The sequence below is a fragment of the Pantoea sp. XAF26B01_ASV70 genome, from assembly GCF_054512635.1.
Window position 1 is genome coordinate 2,252,757 of the sequence record NZ_CM137251.1, and the last position, 15,504, is coordinate 2,268,260.

Genomic DNA, 15,504 nt, shown 5'->3' on the forward strand with positions numbered 1-15,504 from the left:
CCAGATAAAGCGTTCAGAAAATAGTTGATGAGGAGATATCCGGATTATTTTATGGCAGATAAACAGGCGGGCAGAATAGATTTCAGAGGGGAAGAAGGCGCAGAAAAAACGAATAAGGGGCGTAGCAGCAAGCCGCTACGTCCCAAAAAGCTTACTTGGCGTAGGCTTCAGTAGACAGAGTCAGAGTGACCTCGTCGCTTACCGCTGGGACATATTTGTCCAGCTTGAAGTCAGAACGCTTGATGGTGCCGGTGGCATCAAAACCAATCGCCTGCTTTTTCACCATCGGATGCTCGCCCTGCTTGTTCAGCGTCGCGTGCAGCGTAACTGGCTTGGTGATCCCTTTCAGGGTCAGGTTGCCTTCAACATCAAATTTGTTGTCGCCCTTCGCCACCACTTTGGTGCTGTGGAAGGTCGCAGTCGGATATTTAGCGGTGTCGAAGTACTCAGCGCCTTTGAATTCTTTGGTCAGCGCAGCCACGTGGCTGTCGATTTTGCTGACTGGCAGGGTCACGTCAACGCGTGATGCCTCTGGATGATCTTTATCAAACACCAGGTTACCGGTTGCATCAGGGATATCAGCGGTAGGGTTTGAGAAGCCGAAGTGGTTCCAGGCAACAATCACCGACGTATGCTCAGGATTCAGCTGGTAGTGCATCGCCTCAGCCTGAGACAACGGGGCGTAGAGGGTGGCAGCGGCTAACAGGGGCAGTGCAATACGTTTGAAGTTTTTCACGGTCAATTCCTTATGCGGACAAAGTGAATTGAGTGTGGTCCAGTTCGCCCGGAATAGACAGTGAAGAGATTTGTCGGTAATTTTCAAATAAATTCAGCAACTTTATACCGGGCGCTACACATTCTCGCCGCCGGTGAACAGCACCCGCCAGCGGCGGCGATCCTGAATCAGCGTGCGGTGAAGCTGTTGCAGATCCGCAAGTGTCAGCGCCTCAATCTGCTTCGTATCCGGTTCTGCCAGGCCATTGTCTGCGCGTAAGCACGCCAGTGGCTGATCCACTTCCCGGCTCAGAAGACGCGCTTTCAGTGCCGCCAGATCGTAACCCGCCAGCGTCTCGTTCAGTGACCGCAGGAAGTTGCGGCAGTAGCGCAGCAGTGACAGCGCGCTGTAATCGGGCGACTGCAGCGCAAACAGTACCCCATCTTCATCGGCACAGCGCATATAGCGGCTGCTGACCACATAACCGATAGGCTGCTCAACGCGATAGCGCTGGAAAAAGCGCGGCTCGTAGATCAACGCCAGCGCGCGTAGCGCCGCCAGCTGTTCAGGTCGATGCAGCGGGATAAACAGCAGCAGAGCATTGTCCGCGCTGCTGTGTGGCAGGCGCGTCATACCGGTTTGTGTCGTCATGCGCTTTGGCGGCGTGTCAGGGTTAACCGGTAGCGACAGTGCGCTCAGCCGCCGGGCAATCAGTGAATGCAGTGCCGCGTTGCCGCCTTTCAGCGCCGCCCGCCAGCAATGTGGCGTAATAGTGGCGGCCAGTTGATAAGGCAACTGCCGCAGCAGTGCACGAATCGCGATGCTTTCCCCCGAAGAAGGCTGCGCCGCCTCAACCGACAGCGTCAGTGCGGCGACAATCTGGCTCAGCGCCCGGTCAGCCACCGCCTCATCCGGCGTCAGTTGTAGCGTCAGTTGCCACACGCCCTCCACTTCCTGCCAGCTGCCGTTGCCGCCCTGATGACGCAAAGCGGCAAACAGCGGACGTAACCGCCGGCCCAGCGCTTCGCCTGCCGCTTCGGTGAACGTTGACCAGAACTCTGGTCGCAGGATCAGCGTCGCCTGCAGGTCATCAGGCTGATGATGCGGCAATGCCACCGCCTGTGCGGGCAGCGGCTCAGACGTTAAGGCAGTCTCGAACGGGTAGAATGTGAAATGCGCCGGAGGTAGCGCCTCAGACGGGGCTGGCTGCCAGGCGGTCAGCGCAAGGCTGAACCCCTGCGTCTGAAGGGTTTCCTCAGCCGGGTGCGAGGTGCAGAACAGCAGCGTGCCCGGCGCGTCGGTGAGACGCGCCAGCAGCGGCTGTAACGCAGGCACGGCTTCATCTGGCGCAAAGCCGATTGCGCGCTGGCGTAACTGCTCCATCGGTGACAGTGTCACAAATCGCTGCTGCGCCAGCTGGTGGTAGTGTTGATGTTGTGGCGCATTCGTCTGGCGCAGTGCATCCAGATAACGGTCGATCAAGACATTAACGGTTTCGGGTTGATGCGTTTCAACGCCCAGCGCCAGCCAGAGCGCGCCTCCCGCCTGATAGATCCACTTCAGCTCCAGCGACTCCGCCAGCCCCTGCTCACGAAGGGTAGCCAGCAGCGATCCGGGTGCTTCATCCAGCAGAAATTCACGCCACAACGTGACACCGTCACTCTTATCCAGTATCCAGCTGCGCCATAGCGCCCCAGGTGCGGTCTCTGCCAGCTGCCAGCAGGTATCGCTGGTCAGCTGCGGCGGTGGCAGATCCTGTCGCCACTGACCGGAGGGCAGCGCGGCAGCAACGTTACGCGCCAGCTGTTCCAGCTCATCCAGTGAGTGTGGCCCCTGCAGCCAGAGCCGCATATTGCTGGCGAAGTAGTAGCGCTGGTGGAACTGGCGCAACGCCCGCTGCAGTGCAGAGAGCTCATCGCCAAAACTCGCCCGGCTGCCAATATGGAACCGGTGGAATTCCACAGGTGACGCGGCGGCGTGCAGCAGTGCGGCTTCAATGCGTGACGGCTGATGACGCTGCAATAGCTGATATTCTGCATCAATCACCGCCACTTCCTGACCGATCGCCTGATTATCAAGCAGCGGATGGCAGACCATATCCTGCAGCCGCGCCAGCCCCTCAGCCAGCAGCGACGGCGTGACCTCAAAAAAGAACGCGCTGCGCCGGGCCAGCGTGGTGGCGTTAACCCTGCCACCCTGCGTCTGAATCCAGCTCATCAACCGGCCCTCATCAGGCCAGCCGGTGCTGCCGGTGAACAGCAGATGTTCCAGCAGATGCGCCAGTCCGGGCCAGCGATCGGGTTCGTCGTGACTCCCCGCGCCCACCTGAATCAGGGCGGCGGCCTGGCTGGCATCGGGCTGATGCACCAGTTCAACCGTCAGACCGTTTATCTCCAGGCAACGCGTTTTCATCAGAGGTTCCGTGTTTTATAGATCAGTTGTGAGTTGCTGCGGTTACGGAACTGCAGCTGACCAATTTTAATGTCGCTGCAATCCGCCTCACGCCGGGCGTCAAGGATTTTGCCGTGATGCGGTGATTTGCTGCAAACCGGATCGGTGTTGTCGGCATTGCCGGTCAGCATGTAAGCCTGACAGCGACAGCCGCCAAAATCTTTCTCTTTCTCATCACAGGAGCGGCATGGCTCTGGCATCCAGTCAAAACCGCGATAACGGTTGAAGCCGAATGAGTTATACCAGATATCGTCCAGACTTTGCGTCAGCACTGAGGGAAATTCTACCGGGAGCTGACGCGCACTGTGGCACGGCAGCGCGGTGCCCTCTGGCGTAACGCTGAGGAAGATGGCGCCCCAGCCACCCATGCAGGGCTTAGGGCGCTCTTCGTAGTAGTCTGGCGTCACAAACAGCAGGTTGGTCAGATTGCCGGTGGTGCTCATCCGCTCGCGGTAGGTTTTCACCACCGCCTCTGCGCGGGCGATCTGCTCGCGGGTGGGCAGCAGGCCTTCACGGTTAAGCTGCGCCCAGCCGTAGAACTGACAGGTCGCCAGTTCTACGTCATCCGCTTCCAGCTCAATGCAGAGGTCGATAATCCTGTCGATCTGGTCGATGTTATGGCGATGCAGTACAAAGTTCAGCACCATCGGATAGCCGTGGGCTTTCACCGCTTTCGCCATCTCCAGCTTCTGCTGAAACGCTTTTTTCGAACCGGCCAGCGCCGCATTCAGGGTTTCGTCACTCGCCTGGAAGCTGATCTGGATATGATCCAGACCCGCCTCGCTGAACGCATCCAGCTTCTTCTCCGTCAGGCCGATGCCCGAGGTGATCAGGTTGGTGTAGAAGCCGAGGTCGCGCGCCGCTTTGATGAGCTCCGGCAGATCTTTACGGACCAGCGGCTCGCCGCCCGAGAATCCGAGCTGCACGCTGCCCATCGCCCGCGCCTGACGAAACACCTCAATCCACTGCTCGGTGGTCAGCTCCTTCTCCTGCTGGGCGAAATCCAGCGGGTTGGAGCAGTAGGGACACTGCAGCGGACAGCGATAGGTCAGCTCGGCCAGCAGCCAGAGCGGCGGATTCACGTCAGGTTTATGCGGGGTCACGGAACTGTATCCACTTCTGTTCATAGGCTGATTGCAGGAACTCTAAAACGTCTGCACCCACGCCGCCCGCTTCCGGAAAACGGCTATCCAGCGTTGCGATAATCGCGGCGATATCCTGCTTGCCATCCACCAGTTCAAGGATGGCGGCGGCGGTTTCGTTCAGCTTCGCCATGCCTTCGGGATAGAGCACCACATGGGTATCCTGGGCGGCTTCCCACTGCATGCGGTAGCCGCGACGAAACGCGGCAATCGAGTTTTCATTCATCTGTTATACCAGTCGGGTGGTGTGCCACGCCGCTTTATCAGTCACGGTGTGATAAGGCGGACGTTTCAGCTCGTATGCCATGGTCATGGCGTCCAGCATGCTCCATAAAATATCGAGCTTAAACTGCAAAATTTCCAGCATGCGGTTCTGCGTCTCAGCGGTGGTGAAATATTCCAGCGCCAGCGCCAGGCCATGTTCCACATCGCGGTTCGCCTGACCCAGGCGACTGCGGAAGTAGAAATAGCCCTCTTCTTTGATCCACGGATAGTGCTGCGGCCAGCTGTCGAGCCGTGACTGGTGGATCTGCGGGGCGAACAGCTCGGTGAGTGAGCTGCAGGCCGCCTCCTGCCAGTTGGCACGGCGGGCAAAGTTAATATAAGCATCCACCGCAAACCGCACGCCCGGCAGCACATGCTGCTCTGAAAGTAGTTCTTCGCGCGTCAGCCCGACCGCCTCGCCCAGCCGCAGCCAGGCCTCAATGCCGCCCTCTTCGCCGTTGCTGCCGTCGTGGTCGAGGATGCGCTGCACCCACTTACGGCGGGTAGCCGGATCGGGGCAGTTGGCCATGATCGCCGCATCTTTCAGGGGAATGGTGGTCTGGTAATAGAAACGATTCGCCACCCAGCCCTGAATCTGCTCGCGCGTGGCCTGACCGTTATGCATCGCGATGTGATACGGGTGATGGATATGGTAGTAAGCGCCTTTGTCGCGCAGGGCCTGTTCAAAAGCCTGCGGCGACAGCGTGTCAGTGATCTGCATGTTTTAGCCCTGAAGGTGGATCGCCATTCCGTCCCAGCTCACCTCTATTCCCTGCTCCGTCAGAAACTGACGCTGCGGTGACTGCTCGTTAAGGATCGGATTGGTGTTGTTAATGTGGATCAGAATTTTGCGTTTTGCCGGCAGCGACGCCAGCAGTGCCATCAGCCCCTGCTCTTCCGCCAGCGCCAGATGGCCCATCGCCTTGCCGGTGTTATGACCCACGCCAATAGTCAGCAGCTCATCATCCTGCCAGACGGTACCATCAATCAGCAGGCAATCCGCTTTTTGCAGCCACGGCAGGATCACCGCATCCGGCTCGCCCAGGCCTGGCGCGTAAAGCAGCGTCTGTCCATTCGCGCGGTTTTCAATAAACAGCGCCACGTTATGGCCCGGCAGCGGCCGGTCGCGATACGGCGAGTAAGGGGGTGCATTACTGATAATCGGAATTGCGGTGAACTGTAGATCACCACAGACATCGACGCTGAACGGCGTCAGTGGCGCAATGGGACGGTGCTGTAAGCCGCCATTCCAGTGGGTGAGCATAGGAAATATCGGGAAGCCGGTGCTGAGGTCACCATGCACTTCCGGCGTGCACCACACCTGATGCGGACAGCCCTCACGCAGGCTCAGCAGCCCGGTGGTGTGATCGATCTGGCTGTCGGTAAGGATAATCGCGCCGATCGCCGTGCCGCGTAACACCCCTTTGCGGGTCAGTTCTGGCGTATGCAGGATCTGCTGGCTGATGTCGGGTGAAGCGTTGCATAACACCCAATCTTCGCCGTTATCGCTGAGGATAATCGACGATTGCGTGCGTGCCTGGGCCTGAATCGTGCCGTTACGCACGCCGTGGCAGTTGGCGCAGTTACAGTTCCACTGCGGAAACCCGCCGCCCGCGGCTGAACCGAGGATTTTGATAAACATAGAGGAAAACCAGAAGTTGAAAAAAAATGCCCGCTCAGAGGGCGGGCAGAACGATTAACGGTTGGAGATGTAGAGAGTCACTTCCAGACCGAGACGCATATCAACGAAAGTTGGTTTTTTCCACATGAGTTACTTCCTCTTGGTTAACAGTAAATGAGCTGCCTGAAATCAGTGTGACCGGCATTGAATGAGACCGCCGTCACAATTTCCAGGCAGATGTTGCGCCAATGGCGCGTCGGGATCAAGCCCGGAACATCAGGAAATTGTTATCACAGCCCGGTCAGATGTAAAACCCGCTGCCAGTTTCCCCATGCCAGTTTCTCTGTCAGTGTCTGATCATAGCCCGCTTCCTGAAAAGCGGCGAGCAATCGCGGCAATCCGCTGACATCGCCCAGCGCAGCCGGTGGGGTAATCCCGTCGAAATCAGAGCCAAAGGCTACATGGTCGCTGCCCATTATCTTCAACAAGTGATCACAATGCTTAACAATTTCTGTTAATGGCGTGTCAGCGTCGCGTTTACCGTCGGCGCGCAGAAAAGCGTTGCCGAAATTAATGCCGACCAGACCGCCGCTGTCGCGGATTGCCACCAGCTGGTCATCCGTCAGATTACGCGGCTGCGGACAGAGAGCATGCGCGTTGGAGTGGCTGGCGACCAGCGGCGCGCTGGAGAGCCGGGCGGTGTCCCAAAAGGCTTTTGCATTCATATGCGACACGTCAATCATCATCTTCAGGTCACTCGCCTGCTGAATCAGCCTCTCTCCGGCGCGGGTCAGGCCTGGCCCGGTGTCGGGCGAGCCAGGAAAGGTGCCGCTGACGCCTTCACCAAAGCGGCTGGCCAGATTCCAGAATGGCCCGATGCTGCGCACCCCCGCCTGCCAGAAGGCGTGCAGTTGCTCGCCCTCCTCATCCAGCGCATCAGCACCTTCGATGTGTGCCACCATCGCCAGTACGCCTGCGGCGCGGCAGGCGACGATCTCGTCATGGCTGCGGCAGAGTCGCGCCCGCCCGCCTGACGCATCAGCCAGCTGCTGCAGGATCTCAAGCTGTTGCCACATGATCTGAAGCGGTTGAAACGGCTCGTCGGCACGTGCCGGAACGGTGCGGGCAATGTACTCCTGCGGAGGCACAAAGATTGCAAACAGCCCGCCGCCGAGCCCGCCCTGCTGAATGCGCGGAAAATCGAGGTGGCCCCGTTCAATCCCCTGATAAAACGCCTGCGCGGGCGCATCACGATGATGCAGCCAGAGATTAAGCAACAGATCGTTGTGACCGTCAAAAATCAGCATATGAGTCCACCCAAATAAACAGGCGACCATGCTAACCCTGCCCGGCGGATTCACCAAACCAGAGCGCACGCAGGGCCACGCAGGTCATGCAGGTCATGCAGGTCATGCAGGTCATGCAGGTCATGCAGGTCATGCAGGTCATGCAGGTCATGCAGGTCATGCAGGTCATGCAGGTCATGCAGGTCATGCAGGTCATGCAGGTCATGCAGGGTATTGTCACTTTTGCGCGTCAGGTTGTCAGCCCTGCGCGCGCGGACCCGGAGGCGTGTCGGCAGACTGGTAAAAAAACCACAGGAGACTCTTATGCTGACCCAACCCGCTGATAAATATCGTCCCTCCCCGCTGATCGCCCTGCCCGATCGCCAGTGGCCCTCACGCCAGCTGACCCAGGCGCCGCGCTGGCTCTCCACCGATTTGCGTGACGGCAATCAGGCGCTGGCAGAACCGATGGATCGGGAACGCAAAATGGCCTTCTGGGATCTGCTGCTGCGCTGCGGGTTCCGGGAGATCGAGGTCGCCTTTCCCTCTGCGTCGCAGACTGATTTCGATTTCGTCCGCGACCTGATTGAGCAGCAGCGTATCCCGGAGGATGTGACGTTACAGGTGCTGACTCAGGCGCGTGAGGACCTGATTGCCCGCACGTTTGTGGCGCTGCGGGGTGTGCCACGCGCCATCGTGCATCTCTATAACGCCACCGCGCCGCTGTTTCGCGAGCGGGTATTTAAGCAGAGCAAAGCGGAAATCGTGGCGCTGGCCACCGCTGGTGCACGGCAGATCCGCGCCGAATGCGAGGCGCAGCCGGAAACCTACTGGACCTTTGAATATTCGCCAGAGACCTTCTGCTTTACCGAGCCGGAGTTTGTGCTGGAGATCTGCGAGGCGGTAGCCGATGTCTGGCAACCGGACGCGCAGCGCCCGATGATCATTAACCTTCCCGCCACGGTGGAGGTGAACACACCCAACGTTTATGCCGATCAGATTGAGTTTTTCTGCCGTCACTTCAGCCGCCGTGATGCCGTCTGCATCAGCGTGCATCCGCACAACGATCGCGGCACCGGCGTCGCCTGCGCAGAACTGGCGCTGCTGGCGGGCGCTGACCGGGTCGAGGGCTGTCTGTTTGGTAACGGTGAACGCACCGGCAATGTGGACCTGGTGACGCTGGCGCTGAATCTCTATACCCAGGGCGTTTCGCCCCAGCTCGATTTCAGCCAGATGCATGAGGTAATTGAAGTGGTAACCCGCTGCAACCAGCTGCCGGTTCATCCGCGCCATCCCTATGCGGGCGAGCTGGTCTTCACCGCCTTCTCCGGTTCTCATCAGGATGCGATTAAAAAAGGGTTCGCCATCCGCGCCGAACAGCAGGAAACAGAGTGGCAGATGCCTTACCTGCCGCTGGACCCGGCCGACATTGGCTGTAGCTATGAGGCGGTTATCCGCGTTAACAGCCAGTCGGGAAAAAGCGGGGCTGCCTGGCTGCTGGAGCAGAATCACGGGTTACAAATGCCGCGAGCGCTGCAGCAGGATTTCAGCCGCTGTGTTCAGCAGGAGACTGACCGGCACGGCGGAGAGATGACGCACTACGCGCTGTGGCAGCTCTTCTGCCGCCAGTATGGCGTCACGCAGCCCGCGGTGGCCTTACAGCGGGCTGACAGCCAGAGTGACAGCGGCGGGCAGACGCAGATTAGCGCCAGCGTGGTGTATCAGACGCAATCGCTGATGCTGACCGGCAGCGGCAACGGCTGGCTGTCGGCGGCGGTCAATGCCCTGCGCAGCGCGTTTGATCTGCATCTGACCATTGAGGACTATCACGAGCATACGCTGGGACGACGCAGTGACAGCCGCTCGGTGGCCTATATCAGCTGCGTGGATGCCCGTGGCGCGCGAGCCTGGGGAGTAAGTATCGACAATGACACCGCCCGCGCAGCCCTGCAGGCGCTGCTCAGCGCGGCAGGCCAGTTTCTGCAGGCGGAAAGTAGTCAGTCGGAGAGACGCCCAGCAGACGACGAAACATCGCACTAAACGCGCTGGGGCTTTCATAGCCCAGTTCCAGCGCCACCCGCAGCACGGAGTCGCCCTGAGCCAGTCGCGTCAGGGCGATAGCCAGTCGGGCGCGCCGCACCCAGTCGCTGAACTGCAGGCCGGTTTCGCGCATAAAATGGCGGGCAAGAGTGCGGCCCGAGACATTCAGGTGGGCACTGGCCCGCAGCAGCGTCCAGCTCTCACCGGGCGTCTGCTGAATCAGCTCGCACAACGCCTGTAAACGGGGACTGTCGGGCGTTGGCAGCGCAAAGGGCAGCACATCCATGCCCCGAATCTCATCCAGAATTAACTCCATCACCCGCTCGGCCCGACTGCCTGCGGCGTAACGCTCTGGCAGGCTCAGCGCCGTGACAATCAGCTCGCGCAGCAGCGGTGAGATTTGCACCACCTGACAACTGGCGGGCAGATCGGCGCGCGCCAGCGGATCGATAAACAGCGTGCGCGCCGCCACACTGCCGGTAATCTGCAGCGCATGACGGGTAAATGCGGGCAGCCAGACGCCGCGACTCGGCGGCACAATCCAGCTGCCATACTCCGTCTCTACCCGTACCACGCCGCTAAGGGTGTGGATCAGCTGGGCACAGGCGTGCTGGTGCCAGGGTTCGCTGGCACCGTGCAGGTAATCGTGCGCCAGCGGCACCAGCGGACGCGTGCTGAAGTCAAAATGCTGCTGACTCATTGCGCCTTCAGGTAGCGGTAGATCACCGCCAGATCCTCTTCACCGTGTCCGGCCTCCACCGCCTGCTGCCAGAGTTGTGCGATATTCTCCAGCGCCGGCAGCGGCGTCTCTGCGGCATCCAGCGCCAGGCGGGCATCTTTCAGCGCCCAGACCAGATGCATCTGCGGCGTGAAGTCGTCGCTGGCGATCATCCCGAGCTTCATTTTTGCATACGGTGCGGCCAGCGGACCGCCCTCCAGCACCTGCCAGAGATCGTCGGTGGAAAAGCCGAACTGCTCTGCCAGCCGGGTACTCTCCGCCAGGCTCTGCATCATGCCAATCAGCCAGCTGTTGATGACCAGCTTCATCCGGGTGCTTTTTCCCGCCTCACCCAGCCACTGGGTGCCTTTACTGATGGCAGCAAACACCGCTTCTGCGGCCTGCGCCCGGCTCTGATCGCCGCTGGCCAGCACCAGAACCTGCGCATTCTCTGCTGGTGCTTTCGTGCCGGAGACCGGCGCGTCGATCAGTAACAAATCGGGGCGTTTTTCTGCGAAAAAGGCGATCAGCGCGTCGGTTTTTTCTACGCCGATGGTGCCCATCTGGCAGAGCGTCGCGCCCTGCTTAAACGCCTCTTTGACCTGATGCAGCACCTGCTCAGTGGTGTCGCCATCAGACAGCATGGCGATCACGACATCCGCCTGACGTACCGCCTCGGCTGGCGAGTCAGCCAGCTGCAAACCCGCATCCAGCAGATCTTCGCCGCGCGCGCGGGTGCGGTTCCAGCCATGAACGTGAAAGCCTTTTTTCAGCAGGTTGGCGGCAAATGCGTGCCCCATTGCGCCTAATCCCAGAACCGCCACTTCAGGTTGTTTCATGCTGACTCCCGTGAGTTTTTTGTCTGCATCCGGGTGAATCGGACGCCTGATCACTGCAAAAGATGGATTCCAGCCTGGCGGTAAACAGAGAAAAAATCCAGCCCGAAACGATGTACCCCAGCGCATCAAACCCTTACCATATGCGGAAATTGTTCCACCTGGTTCATATCCTCTCTTTTTTCAGGCCACATATAATGAAAATAATCTCTCTGCGCCAGGCGACGCTGTTGATGTTGCCTGCCATTTTGCCGCTGCCGCTGCTGGTGGCGGCGGCGGATAATGACAATACCCTGGTCGTCACGGCCGCACCGCCGGAAACGGGCCTTAACGAACTCGATACGCCTGCGGCCCTGAGCGTGGTCAGTGGCGACGATATGCGCCAGGCAGCGCCGCGCGTTAACCTGTCGGAAAACCTCAGCAGCGTGCCGGGTCTGCAGATCCAGAACAGACAGAATTACGCACAAGACCTGCAGCTGTCGATGCGTGGCTTCGGCTCCCGCTCAACCTACGGCGTACGCGGGCTGCGCATCTACGTGGATGGCATCCCGGCCACCATGCCGGATGGTCAGGCGCAGACCTCCAATATTGATATCGGCTCGATTGATCATGTCGAGGTGCTGCGCGGCCCGTTTTCTGCGCTGTATGGCAACGCTTCGGGTGGCGTGATCAATGTCACCACTCAGCAGGGTCAGCAGCCGACCACGCTTGAAGCCAGCAGCTGGTACGGCAGCTACGGCAGCTGGCGAAACAGCGTCAAAGCCAGCGGCGCGACCGGTGACGGCAGCCATGCCGGGGATGTGAACTACACCGTCTCCGCCTCCCGCTTCACCACTCACGGCTATCGTGATCACAGCGCTGCGCAGAAGAACCTTGGCAACGCCCGACTGGGCGTGCGTATTGATGATGTCAGCACCCTGACGCTGCTGTTTAACAGCGTTCACATTGACGCGCAGGATCCCGGCGGCTTAACCGAGGCGCAGTGGCGTGACAATCCACGTCAGGTGGTCAGCAACGTCCCGCTTTATAACACCCGTAAGACTGTCGATCAGACTCAGGCCGGCCTGCGTTATCAGCGCCAGATGAGTGAAAATGACGACCTAAGCGTGATGCTCTATGCTGGCATGCGCGAAACTACCCAGTTCCAGTCGATCCCTGCAGCCGTGCAGCGCAACCCGTCTCATCCCGGTGGCGTGATCGCCCTGACCCGCCACTATCAGGGCGTCGATACCCGCTGGACCCATCGCGACACGCTGCTGTCGATTCCGGTGGCGCTGACTGGCGGACTCGACTACGAAACCATGACCGAGCGCCGCAAGGGCTATGAAAACTTCACGGTCAGCAACGGGGTGACACAGCTGGGCGAACAGGGCAATCTGCGCCGCAACGAGCGCAACCTGATGTGGACGCTCGATCCCTATCTGCAGACCGCCTGGCAACTGACCGATAAGCTGTCGCTGGATGCGGGTGTGCGGTTCAGCACCGTTAACTTTGACTCTAATGACTTCTATATTCAGCCCGGTAACGGCGACGACAGCGGTGATGCGCGCTATCACAAATGGCTGCCCGCTGCGGCACTGAAGTATGCCTTTGACCCAGGCTGGAACGCGTGGATCTCCGCCGGTCGCGGCTTTGAAACCCCGACCATTAATGAGCTCTCTTACCGTTCAGACGGCGCGACCGGTCTGAATCTGGGGCTGAAACCGGCCACCAGCGATACGCTGGAGATTGGTAGTAAGAAACGCATCGGCAATGGCTTGATCAGCGCGGCGTTGTTCCAGACCGATACCCAGGATGAGATTGTGGCGGATGCCAGCAGTGGCGGACGCACTACCTATAAAAATGCCGGTCAGACCCGCCGTCGCGGTCTGGAGTTAAGCCTGGATCAGCAGTTTGCCTGGGACTGGCGGCTGAAGATGGCCTACACCCTGCTGGATGCGCGCTATCGCACTAACGCCTGCGGCAGCGACAGCTGTGACGGCAACCGCATTCCTGGTATTGCCCGTAACATGGCTTACGCCGGACTCGGTTATCTGCCGGAACAGGGCTTTTATGCAGGCAGTGAGGTACGTTATCTGAGCCAGATCGCCGCTGAAGATCAGAATAGCGTGAACACCCCGTCCTACACCGTTGCAGCGGTTAACAGTGGCTATAAGTGGCTGGTTGAGAACTGGACACTGGATCTGTTTGGCCGGGTCGATAACCTGTTTGACCGGCACTATGTGGGTTCAGTGATTGTGAATGAGAGTAATGGTCGCTACTTCGAATCTGCGCCGGGCCGCAATTACAGCGTCGGTTTAACGCTGGGTTATGCCTTCCGCTAAATTATAACGGGTAACGTCATTATGTTCTCACGTCTTATCCGTGGATGGGGTGATAAACCCGTGAAACAATACCCGGCGCTAACCGGCATGTTAAGAGTGTTTTTAAGCTGCCACCATGACGACTTTGGCAATACCCTCGAAGAAATGCTTCAGAGCTATATTGATCATGACATGCCTGTTATCGAAGCGCGGAATGAAATAAACATCCTGCTTCAGAATGAGGATGATGATTTGAATGTCATTATGTCAGCGATTGCTGGTGAAGAGTTTCGTCCGGCCCCCTGGGGAGAAACGTGGCGCAGTTTTTTGATAAGAGCTGTGGCTGCCCTCAACGGGCCACCGTCGCGGTGGCCCGACGCTTAACGTCACACGCGAATCAGGCGCGCGATTTTAACTGCGCCTTAATATCCTCACAGCTGCCGGTTTCACCCAGGCGCGGGAAGATCAGGTTCACGCTATTGTTGTGCGTATCCAGGTTGAGATCGGTCATCGCATCGGTCGCCAGCGTGACGTTGTAACCCAGCTCATACGCCTGTCGTGCGGTAGATTCCACGCCGATACTGGTCGCGATACCACAAATCACTACCTGAGTAATGCCGCGCTTTTGCAGCTCATCGTGCAACGCCGTGGCGTGAAACGCACCCCAGGTTTTCTTGGTGACCGTAAGGTCATTTTGCTGTGGGGTCATCGCCGGAACCAGCGTGGCCCAGTCGGCGGGCAATTCGCCGCTGTGACGTGCCTGCTCATTGCGGCCCGGCGCCCCACCGGCCACGTTAACAAGCACAACCGGCAGATCGTGCGCGCGAAACGCCTCAGCCAGTCCGGCACAGCGTTCGATCACCGGCTGCGGTTCATGAACCAGCGGCAGCGCCACAATGCCATGTTGCAGGTCGATAACAATCAGCGCAGTTTTTGCATCAAGTGTGGTTACAGCCATGTTGAATCCTCAGATTTAATAGTCAGTGAGTCGTTGCAGCAGAGGGAGAACGTCGGTCAGTTGCTGCTGTTCTGCCGGACTCAGTCGCGCTTCCAGCGTCCGGACCAGCCAGTCATCGCGCATCGCGCGACTCGACGTAATCACCGCCAGGCTGGACGTCGTGGGAAGATAGCGGGTTTTACGGCCATCATGGGGATCCGGCTCGCCCGTCACCAGTTCCGCCGCCAGTAACCCGGCGACGGTCGCGCCCATTGACTGGGTGCGTACGCCCTCGGCCGCCGCCAGTTGCGTTACCGTCATCGCCCCATCGCGAACCAGATGACCCAGCACCGCGACCTGCGACCAGGTTAATTCGCCAGGCGGTGCTGACTCGCGCAACCGGCGGCCCAGCTTGCCCACCAGCATGCGCAGCATTGCAGCGGATTCAGTCAGATCGCTCATTACACGTCTCCATCGATAAGCGAAAGTATAAAGATACGAAGGTAAACTGTGTAGTTTGCTCAGGTATCAATTTGTAACGTCCGGGCGCTGCAGATAGTGGATCAGACTGTGGAAGCGCAGCGGCGTGCTGAGCGGGTTCCGGTAGCTGTGCAGCACATCGGCCCTGAACTGGAATGCCTCCCCGGCGAGCAGACGTCGCCAGAGGTCACCGACGCCCAGCAGTAGTTCGCCCTCGATGACCACCACCTGCTCCACACAGCCCGCTTCATGGGGCGAAGAATGACTCTGCGCGCCCGCTGCCAGCTCCACCGCCAGCAGATCAAAACGCAGTTGCGGATCGTAAGGCAGCAGCGACCGTACCGACATGTCGGCATTGGGCTGACTGAATCCTGGCGCGGCGCCTGAAGGCAACACGCTACCGTCGATAAAAAAGGAAAAGGGAACGTTGAAACCGGTGGCAATCTTCCACAGCGTCGCCACGGTGGGACTCGATTCGCCGCGCTCAATCTGGCCCAGCATGGCTTTACTGACGCCGGTTCGCTCCGCCGTCAGCGTCAGGCTCCAGCCATTGGCCTGCCGCAACTGTCTGAGCGCGCTGCTCAGGTGTTGCTGAAAATCCGCCATTTTTTCTCCTGCTTTCTCGTCATCCTGGTGAGTGACGTTATGGCAATAGTGTAACACTTGTGCGTTATAGCGCATCATGCGACCATGTGCGCTATAACGCACAAC

17 protein-coding genes are annotated in these 15,504 nt (G+C 59.2%); 4 read left to right on the forward strand and 13 right to left on the reverse strand.

What is annotated here, in order from left to right:
- Nucleotides 1-151 precede the first annotated feature (151 nt).
- From ACX8ZY_RS10520 to ACX8ZY_RS10555, 8 genes are all read right to left on the reverse strand, one after another.
- On the reverse strand, nt 152-736 hold the full coding sequence (locus ACX8ZY_RS10520; RefSeq protein ID WP_010245067.1) for a YceI family protein: 585 nt from the start codon (nt 734-736) through the stop codon (nt 152-154).
- A gap of 114 nt (nt 737-850) precedes the next feature.
- Complete coding sequence (gene pqqF, locus ACX8ZY_RS10525; RefSeq protein ID WP_425021113.1) at nt 851-3,127, reverse strand: pyrroloquinoline quinone biosynthesis protein PqqF; 2,277 nt, start codon at nt 3,125-3,127, stop codon at nt 851-853.
- Nucleotides 3,127-4,293 carry a pyrroloquinoline quinone biosynthesis protein PqqE gene (gene pqqE / locus ACX8ZY_RS10530; protein WP_161793189.1) on the reverse strand — a complete coding sequence of 389 codons (1,167 nt, stop codon included), beginning with the start codon at nt 4,291-4,293 and terminating at the stop codon, nt 3,127-3,129. The genes pqqF and pqqE overlap by 1 nt, the downstream gene beginning before the upstream one ends.
- A complete protein-coding gene (gene pqqD / locus ACX8ZY_RS10535; RefSeq protein WP_010245072.1) occupies nt 4,256-4,534 on the reverse strand; it encodes a pyrroloquinoline quinone biosynthesis peptide chaperone PqqD in 279 nt (92 codons plus the stop codon). Before pqqD ends, pqqE begins: the two co-directional genes overlap by 38 nt.
- Nucleotides 4,535-4,537: 3 nt before the next feature.
- Complete coding sequence (gene pqqC / locus ACX8ZY_RS10540) at nt 4,538-5,293, reverse strand: pyrroloquinoline-quinone synthase PqqC (protein ID WP_010245074.1); 756 nt, start codon at nt 5,291-5,293, stop codon at nt 4,538-4,540.
- A gap of 3 nt (nt 5,294-5,296) precedes the next feature.
- Entirely contained in the window at nt 5,297-6,214 is a 918-nt protein-coding gene (gene pqqB / locus ACX8ZY_RS10545) for a pyrroloquinoline quinone biosynthesis protein PqqB (protein WP_421664944.1), read from the reverse strand.
- Nucleotides 6,215-6,268: 54 nt separating this feature from the next.
- The gene (gene pqqA / locus ACX8ZY_RS10550; protein ID WP_010245082.1) at nt 6,269-6,340 is read right to left on the reverse strand and encodes a pyrroloquinoline quinone precursor peptide PqqA; all 72 of its coding nucleotides are present in this window, start codon (nt 6,338-6,340) and stop codon (nt 6,269-6,271) included.
- Between the two features lie 143 nt (nt 6,341-6,483).
- On the reverse strand, nt 6,484-7,500 hold the full coding sequence (locus ACX8ZY_RS10555; protein ID WP_033767177.1) for a dipeptidase: 1,017 nt from the start codon (nt 7,498-7,500) through the stop codon (nt 6,484-6,486).
- A gap of 86 nt (nt 7,501-7,586) precedes the next feature.
- On the opposite strand from ACX8ZY_RS10555, the gene ACX8ZY_RS10560 reads away from it, so the two are divergent.
- A complete protein-coding gene (locus ACX8ZY_RS10560) occupies nt 7,587-7,823 on the forward strand; it encodes a hypothetical protein (protein ID WP_459259851.1) in 237 nt (78 codons plus the stop codon).
- A complete protein-coding gene (leuA, locus tag ACX8ZY_RS10565; RefSeq protein ID WP_421664945.1) occupies nt 7,804-9,519 on the forward strand; it encodes a 2-isopropylmalate synthase in 1,716 nt (571 codons plus the stop codon). The genes ACX8ZY_RS10560 and leuA overlap by 20 nt, the downstream gene beginning before the upstream one ends.
- On the opposite strand, the gene ACX8ZY_RS10570 is transcribed toward leuA, so the two are convergent.
- Nucleotides 9,440-10,219 carry an AraC family transcriptional regulator gene (locus tag ACX8ZY_RS10570; protein ID WP_010245094.1) on the reverse strand — a complete coding sequence of 260 codons (780 nt, stop codon included), beginning with the start codon at nt 10,217-10,219 and terminating at the stop codon, nt 9,440-9,442. The two genes, leuA and ACX8ZY_RS10570, sit on opposite strands and share 80 nt — an antisense overlap.
- The gene (locus ACX8ZY_RS10575) at nt 10,216-11,076 is read right to left on the reverse strand and encodes an NAD(P)-dependent oxidoreductase (RefSeq protein ID WP_010670108.1); all 861 of its coding nucleotides are present in this window, start codon (nt 11,074-11,076) and stop codon (nt 10,216-10,218) included. Before ACX8ZY_RS10575 ends, ACX8ZY_RS10570 begins: the two co-directional genes overlap by 4 nt.
- 194 nt (nt 11,077-11,270) lie before the next feature.
- Between ACX8ZY_RS10575 and pqqU the strand changes: the two genes are divergently transcribed.
- On the forward strand, nt 11,271-13,397 hold the full coding sequence (gene pqqU / locus ACX8ZY_RS10580; protein WP_171820330.1) for a TonB-dependent receptor PqqU: 2,127 nt from the start codon (nt 11,271-11,273) through the stop codon (nt 13,395-13,397).
- Nucleotides 13,398-13,418: 21 nt separating this feature from the next.
- Nucleotides 13,419-13,760, forward strand: a complete 342-nt coding sequence (locus ACX8ZY_RS10585; RefSeq protein WP_172608498.1) for a contact-dependent growth inhibition system immunity protein — start codon at nt 13,419-13,421, stop codon at nt 13,758-13,760.
- A gap of 13 nt (nt 13,761-13,773) precedes the next feature.
- Here ACX8ZY_RS10585 and ACX8ZY_RS10590 read toward each other — a convergent pair whose 3' ends face one another.
- The 3 genes from ACX8ZY_RS10590 to ACX8ZY_RS10600 form a co-directional block, all read right to left on the reverse strand.
- Entirely contained in the window at nt 13,774-14,334 is a 561-nt protein-coding gene (locus ACX8ZY_RS10590; RefSeq protein ID WP_109650288.1) for an isochorismatase family protein, read from the reverse strand.
- Between the two features lie 15 nt (nt 14,335-14,349).
- Nucleotides 14,350-14,775, reverse strand: a complete 426-nt coding sequence (locus tag ACX8ZY_RS10595; protein WP_010245273.1) for a MarR family winged helix-turn-helix transcriptional regulator — start codon at nt 14,773-14,775, stop codon at nt 14,350-14,352.
- A gap of 66 nt (nt 14,776-14,841) precedes the next feature.
- The gene (locus ACX8ZY_RS10600) at nt 14,842-15,399 is read right to left on the reverse strand and encodes a helix-turn-helix domain-containing protein (protein ID WP_060680161.1); all 558 of its coding nucleotides are present in this window, start codon (nt 15,397-15,399) and stop codon (nt 14,842-14,844) included.
- Between the last annotated feature and the right edge of the window lie 105 nt (nt 15,400-15,504).